Genomic DNA, 5,860 nt, shown 5'->3' with positions numbered 1-5,860 from the left:
CGCGGCCCGCCCCCCGGGCGTCCCGGGCGGGGCTGGGTTCCGGTGTTCCCCCCCCCCACCGCGGGGGCGCGGCCCCCCAGCTGGCCCCCGCCGCCGCTGCGCACCCACCTCCGGCCGCTCGCCGGACCTACACCGCAGAACGCCCTCCGGGAGGCCGTCATGGCGCTCCAGACGAACACGACAGGATCCGGCGATGGCCGCCGTTAGCGGGTTCTGGCCGTTCCGCCGCCGCACGAAGGCGCCCGAGGCGGAGCCGCCGAGCGATCCCGATCCCGAACAGGCGACGAACGCGGCGAACGGGCGGGCCGTGCGCATCCTGCTCGGCCTCGCCGGCGGCGTCGTGGTCGCGATCGGAATGCACGCCATCGCCGGCATCCTCGCCCCGACCCTCCTGGCCCTCATCCTGGTCATCTGCGCTCAGCCGGTCCGGGTCTGGCTCGAACGGCACGGCACGCCCTCCGGGGTCGCGACGGGAGCCGTCGCCCTGACGACCTTCGCGCTGCTCGCCGGCTTCGTAGCGCTGCTGATCCTCGCGCTGGCCCAGTTCGTGGGGATGCTTCCGCAGTACAAGGCGCAGTTCCAGGCGCTCGGCCAGCAGTTCGCGAACTGGCTCTCGAGCATCGGGATCAGTCCGCAGGATCTGAAGACCGTCACACAGGGCTTCGACCCGACGAAGCTCGTGAACGTCTTCACCGGAGTGCTCGGCGGCGCGTTCGGTCTGGTGACCTTCGGGGTGATCGTGCTGACGATGCTGATCCTGATGCCGGCCGACGCGGCATACACGCCGACCCTGCTCCGTCAGCTGAAGCCCGCCAAGCCGAACCTGGTGTACGCCATGGCCGGCTTCGCGCACAGCGTGCGCCGCTACATGGTCGTCACGACCGTGCTCGGCATCGTCCAGGGCGTGATCAACGGCATCGCGCTGTGGATCCTGGGGGTGCCTGCGGCGCTTCTCTGGGCGATCCTGTCGTTCCTGTGCAGCTTCATACCGAACGTGGGCTACTTCCTCGCGCTGGTTCCCCCACTGGTGTTCGGCTACCTCGTCGGCGGCTGGGGCACCGTCATCGCCATCATCGTCATCTACGGGATCGTCAACGCCGTCGTGCAGTCGGTCGTGCAGCCGAAGGTCGTCGGCAATGCGGTGGCGCTGAGCCAGACGCTCACGTTCTTCTCCGTGCTGCTGTGGGCCGTGGTCCTGGGCGCGATCGGCGCCATCCTGGCGATCCCGCTCACCTTGCTGTTCCGCGCGATCCTGGTGGACTCCGACCCGCGGGCCCGCATCTGGCGCGCCGCGATCGGCGACCTCCGCGAGACCAAGGACCTGATGAAGGCGGAGTCGGCGGAGGCCAAGGCCGAACGCAAGTCCGCGAAGCTCGCCAGGCACACTCCCGCCGCCGACCGGAACGCGGAGCGGAAGGAGGAGTAGACGCGAAGCGCGAACGCGGGTTCCCTCCCGCCCGAACTGGGCATCGCGCTCAGTGCTGCAGCGTCGTCTTCAGCAGGATGACGACGACGCCGAACAGTCCGGTGATGACGGCACCCAGCAGGCAGATCAGCACCGACCTGCCGCGCATGTGGAACACCAGGTAGCCCAGCAGTGCCAGCAGCAGCACCGTGAGCCAGAGCGACAGGTAGACACCGAGCGTGGCCGGGAGGACCCCGATCGCGGCGAGCAGCAGCGGGACGCTCGGGACGACGGCGGCCTCCAGCATGCCGCTCGACTCGAACAGCGCGTGGCCGAACGCGTCGCGCACTCGCGCCCGGACGCTCTCGTCGGCACCGTGGAAGCCCAGGGCCGTGGAGTACACGTGCGCCATCCAGAACACGACGATGCTCACCAGGCTGAACACCAGCACATGGAGCGCGTCCGACTGGGTCTGATCGCTCGGACCGCCAGAGCTGGCTGCGACGACGCTCGCATACACGATGGTGCCGTAGATGCCGGCGGGTGTTCCCCAGTGCCGCCACAGCGCCCTCTGCACCCGGACGCTGCTGTCGGGCCGCACAGAGGACCGGTTGAGATCCATCGAGTCCATGAAGACATCATGGTCCGCCCGGGAGTGCGCCGTCAGTCCTGTTCGGGAAACCGCGCCTCCGTCATCAGGCCGCCCTGCGCCGCCGCCGATCCGGCGCGTCCCCCGCCGCGGCCGCGCAGGACGAAGGCCGCGCCGACCGCCGCGCCGGCCAGCGGACCGACGATGTACACCCAGTAGGCGTCCCAGTGGCCGCTCACGAGGTCCGGCCCGAAGGTGCGGGCCGGGTTCATCGAGGCGCCGGAGATCGGGCTCGCCCACAGACCGGCCAGCGCGATGTAGGCGCCGACGCCGAACGCGCCGATGATGCCGAGGTTCTGGGCTCCGGAGGCCGTGCCCAGGATGACGCTGACCAGGCCGAACGTGAGCACCGCCTCCATCAGCAGCGCATCCCACGAGCCGGAGCCCGACGCCGGGTAGTTCGAGCCGTAGCGCGACGACACGTGCGTCACCCCCTCCAGGAACCAGGCCGCCAGCCAGGCGCCGACGAGCTGCACGAGGATGTAGCCGGGCACCCGTACCCACGGGAAGTCGCCGCGCAGCGCGAAGGCGACGCTGACAGCGGGGTTGAGGTGCGCACCCGATATCTTGCCCATGAAGAGGATGATCGCGAAGACCATCAGCGCCGGCGCCGTCACCGCCGCCGTTCGCGAGATCGTGTCAGGGAACGCCTGGCCCATCATGCCGCCGCCGGCCGCGACCAGCACGAGGAAGAACGTGCCGAGCAGCTCGGAGAAGAGTCGCCGCCACTCCTGCGACGAGTCGTGGAAGTCTTCGATGGACTGGCCGATCGTCGCCGGAACGTGCATGAACCGTCCGTGCACGATGTCGCTCACGACGCCGGCGGCGCCCTCGTCGCGATGCGGGCCGGGGCTGCCGGTCACCCGTGCTGGATGCCTCTCTGACACGATGTCTCCTCACGTCTCAGGACTGAACGGTCTCCGCCCTGCGCGGCTCCACGGACAGGTCGCTGCCGCCCTCCGCCGTGAGCCGCCGGCCCACCCGCACGAGCTGCGGCTCGTCGGAGAACGCTCCGGCGAACAGCGCCTCCCCTTTGCGGAAGGTCGGCGACTGCTCCAGCAGATGCTGCGGCACGAACCCGAACACGTCGGCGATCTCGTCGAGGTCGCGCGGCGAGTTCATCCGCATCAGGCCGAGGTTGTCGCACTGCGACAGCACGTTCGGGTGGATCTTCGTCGGCCGCTGCGTCGACAGGAACAGCCACAGCCCGAACTTGCGGCCCTCCGCCGCGATCTGGATGAGCTGCTCGGTGAGCTGGGCCTCCACGCTGTTGCGCGGCACCGGAGGGCAGAAGTTGTGGGCTTCGTCGAGGACGATCAGGAGCGGGTCGCGGTCCATCCGCCGCTCCCAGAGGTGCTCGAGCACGCACAGCGCGGCGGCCTGCGGCTCCGCCTGGTGCGCGAAGCCGCCCACGTCGAGCACGGTGACGCGGGGCCGCTCGTCGAGGTCGTCCACGGCGGAGGAGCCGCCGAACGACCACAGCGGCCAGTCCAGGATCTCCAGGTTGTCGATGCGGATGCCCAGCCGCCGCCGTGCCGGGTCGTCGGAGGTGGCGAGCGCGTCCAGGAAACGCTGCTTGTCGAAGTGCTGCCCCGGCGACTTGTCCAGGTGCAGGAGGGCGTTGTACTCCTCCTCGTCCACGATCGGGTCGAGCCGGCCGACCGCCGCCTGCGAACGCACGCTGAGGTCGATGTAGCGGGCGTGCAGCTGCGGCTCCTCGCGGGTGCTGGAGTGGAAGACCCGGATGTCGAACCGGTCGAAGCGCTCGCGCTCCTCCGGGGTCACGTCGTCGCGCGTGCGCGAGATCCGCACGAAGTCGGCATTCGGGTCGAGAACCGCCATCGGCAGCTCGGTCTGCAGCAGCAGCTGCTCCAGCACCACACCGAGCGCGTAGGTCTTACCCGACCCGCTCTGGCCGCACCAGAAGGTGTGCCGGTTGAACCGCGACCCGTCGATGACGGCGGGACGGTCGGGCGCGTCGACGGTGGTGCCGATCGTGAGCGGGATCATCGGGGAACCTTCCGGGTCGTGGTGGTGAGCGAGGTCAGGGCGGTGTCGAGGCTGATCGCCGCACGGATGAGAGCCAGGTGCGTGAACGCCTGCGGGAAGTTGCCGAGCTGGAGGCCGGCCGGATCGATCTCCTCGGCGAACAGCCCCAGGTGGTTGCCGTAGGTGAGCATCTTCTCGAACGCATACTGGGCCTCGTCGAGCCGGCCGGCGTCGGTCAGCGCACAGACGTAGAAGAACGAGCACAGCGAGAACGTGCCTTCCTCGCCGGGAAGGCCGTCCGGTGAGGCGGCCGGGTTGTAGCGGTAGACCAGGCTGTCGGTGACCAGCTCCTCACCGATTGCGTCGAGCGTCGACAACCACATCGGGTCGGTCGGCGAGATCATCCCCACCAGCGGCATGAGCAGGGTGATGGCGTCCACGACGTCCGTGCCGGGATACTGCGTGAACGCCTTCCGTTCGTCGTTCCAGCAGCGTGTGAACACCTGCTCGTAGATGGCGTCGCGGGTGCGGATCCAGCGGTCGAGCGGGGCCGGCCGGCTGCGCTCGCGGGCGATCGTGATGGCGCGGTCGAACGCGACCCAGCACATGATGCGGCCGTAGGTGAAGTCTTTGCGACCCCCGCGGGTCTCCCAGACCCCCTCGTCGGGCTGGTCCCAGTTGTCGCCCAGCCAGTCGAGGATGCCGACCAGCTTCATCCAGCCCGGGTGCCCGATGGGATGGTGGTCCTCGGCGATGGACAGCGCGTCCAGCGCCTCACCGTAGATGTCGAGCTGCAGCTGGTCGGCGGCGCCGTTGCCGATGTGCACCGGCTGCGAGCTCTGGTAGCCCTCGAAGTGGTCGAGCGTCAGCTCCTCCAGGTCGGAGGATCCGTCGATGCGGTACATGATCTTGAGCGGACCGGACTCGCCCCCCGCCTGCTCGGCCACCCGGTCGGCGGTCCACAGGGCGAAGGCGATCGCCTCGTCCTCGTAGCCGAGCGCGAGCAGCGAGTACACCGAGAACGAAGCGTCCCGGATCCAGGTGTAGCGGTAGTCCCAGTTGCGCACGCCGCCGAGTTGCTCGGGGAGGGCCGCCGTCGGTGCCGCGACAAGCGCGCCGCTCGGCGCGTACTGCAGCAGCTTGAGCACCATCGCGGAGCGCTCGACGTCCTCCCGCCACCTGCCCGAGTAGCTGCTGCGGCCGATCCAGTCGCGCCAGAAGGCGACCGTCTCGCGGAACAGCCGGTTGCCGCGCGCCCGTCCGATGTCGCGGGGCTCGCCGCGCGGCTCGGTCTCGAACGCGAAGATGCGGATGTCACCGGCGGCGACCGTGAACTCGGTGACCACGTCGCCGTGGACGAGCGCCTCCGGCTCGACGCCGTGCAGCGCAGCGCTCGTGGTGTCGTCGGCGAACAGCACACCGTGGTCGGAGGCCGTCGCCGAGTGCTCGCTGCGTCCGTAGTCGAACCGCGGGCGGCACTCCAGCCGGAACCTCAGCTCGCCGCGCACCACCCGCACCGCACGGACGATGAGCCGACGTGCGGTGGGAATGTGCGGCTCGTCGGCGACCGGCATGAAGTCGATCACCTCCCCGACGCCCTGCGACGACATGAAGCGCGTGATCAGCACGGCCGTCTGCGGAAAGTACATCTGCCGGATCCGCGCGTCGTCCGCGAGCGCGTGGATGCGGAAATACCCGCCCCTCTCGCGGTCGAGAAGCGATGCGAACATCGTCGGCGAGTCGAATCGCGGGGCGCAGAACCAGTCGATGGACCCCGCGGTCGACACCAGGGCGACGGTCTGCAGGTCGCCGATCAT

General features: G+C 69.7%; 5 protein-coding genes. 1 reads left to right on the top strand and 4 read right to left on the bottom strand.

Features of this window, described 5'->3' with window-relative positions:
• Positions 1-193: 193 nt before the first annotated feature.
• A complete protein-coding gene (locus tag Q0Q23_RS19535) occupies positions 194-1,426 on the top strand; it encodes an AI-2E family transporter (protein ID WP_295128313.1) in 1,233 nt (410 codons plus the stop codon).
• 49 nt (positions 1,427-1,475) lie between these two features.
• Here Q0Q23_RS19535 and Q0Q23_RS19530 read toward each other — a convergent pair whose 3' ends face one another.
• The 4 genes from Q0Q23_RS19530 to Q0Q23_RS19515 form a co-directional block, all read right to left on the bottom strand.
• Positions 1,476-2,036, bottom strand: a complete 561-nt coding sequence (locus tag Q0Q23_RS19530; RefSeq protein ID WP_295128311.1) for a hypothetical protein — start codon at positions 2,034-2,036, stop codon at positions 1,476-1,478.
• 32 nt (positions 2,037-2,068) lie between these two features.
• The gene (locus tag Q0Q23_RS19525) at positions 2,069-2,941 is read right to left on the bottom strand and encodes an MIP/aquaporin family protein (protein WP_295128310.1); all 873 of its coding nucleotides are present in this window, start codon (positions 2,939-2,941) and stop codon (positions 2,069-2,071) included.
• Between the two features lie 16 nt (positions 2,942-2,957).
• On the bottom strand, positions 2,958-4,064 hold the full coding sequence (locus Q0Q23_RS19520; RefSeq protein ID WP_295128308.1) for an ATP-binding protein: 1,107 nt from the start codon (positions 4,062-4,064) through the stop codon (positions 2,958-2,960).
• Positions 4,061-5,860 (bottom strand): glycoside hydrolase family 15 protein (locus Q0Q23_RS19515; RefSeq protein WP_295128307.1); only part of this gene is annotated, 1,800 nt, incomplete at its 5' end. The genes Q0Q23_RS19520 and Q0Q23_RS19515, both read right to left, overlap by 4 nt.

It is taken from the genome of uncultured Leifsonia sp. (genome assembly GCF_945957465.1).
Taxonomy (GTDB): Bacteria; Actinomycetota; Actinomycetes; order Actinomycetales; family Microbacteriaceae; genus Leifsonia.
The sequence above is the reverse complement of the archived record's forward strand: the minus strand, read 5'-3'. Positions and strand labels throughout refer to the sequence as shown.